Below are 536 nucleotides of genomic sequence, written 5' to 3'. Positions count from 1 at the left end.
GCACCGGATAACTGGTGTCGATCGGCAGATACGCCGCACCCGCGGTCAACACACCCAACAACGCGACCGGCAGCTCCTCGGTGCGCGACACCGCCACAGCCACCAAAGATTCCGGGCCCGCACCCTGGTTGATCAACGCCCGCGCTACCTGGTTCGCGCGTCGGTGCAACTCACCGAAACTCAGGGTGGTGTCGGCGTAGCGGATCGCGACCGCGTCCGGGCGGGAACGGGCCTGAGCGGCGATCACCTCCACCAACGTCACTTCCGGCACGATCGCCCCCGGAGTGGACCACTCGTGCAGCACCAGCTCCCGCTCACCCGCGGCCAGCACATCGATATCACCGACCACCACCGACGCATCCGCCGCGACCGCGGACAGGATCCGACCGAACCGATCCGCGAAATCCTGCACCGTCGCCGGATCGAACAACTCCGTGGCATACGTGAACGCCACCGACATACCCCCCGACCCACCATGACGATCGACGTTCTCCGCCACCGCCACCTGCAGATCGAACTTCGCCAACGGCACCGCC

The 536-nt window shown here is 66.8% G+C and carries 1 protein-coding gene; it reads right to left on the bottom strand.

Annotated elements, in window-relative coordinates:
- The coding region (locus IU450_RS39305; RefSeq protein WP_195154785.1) for an AMP-binding protein at nucleotides 1-536 on the bottom strand (536 nt) is incomplete at both ends.

Origin of the sequence: Nocardia abscessus, from assembly GCF_015477775.1 — a bacterium.
GTDB classification, from domain to species: Bacteria; Actinomycetota; Actinomycetes; order Mycobacteriales; family Mycobacteriaceae; genus Nocardia; species Nocardia abscessus_A.
This window is presented reverse-complemented; position numbering and strand designations above follow the sequence as displayed.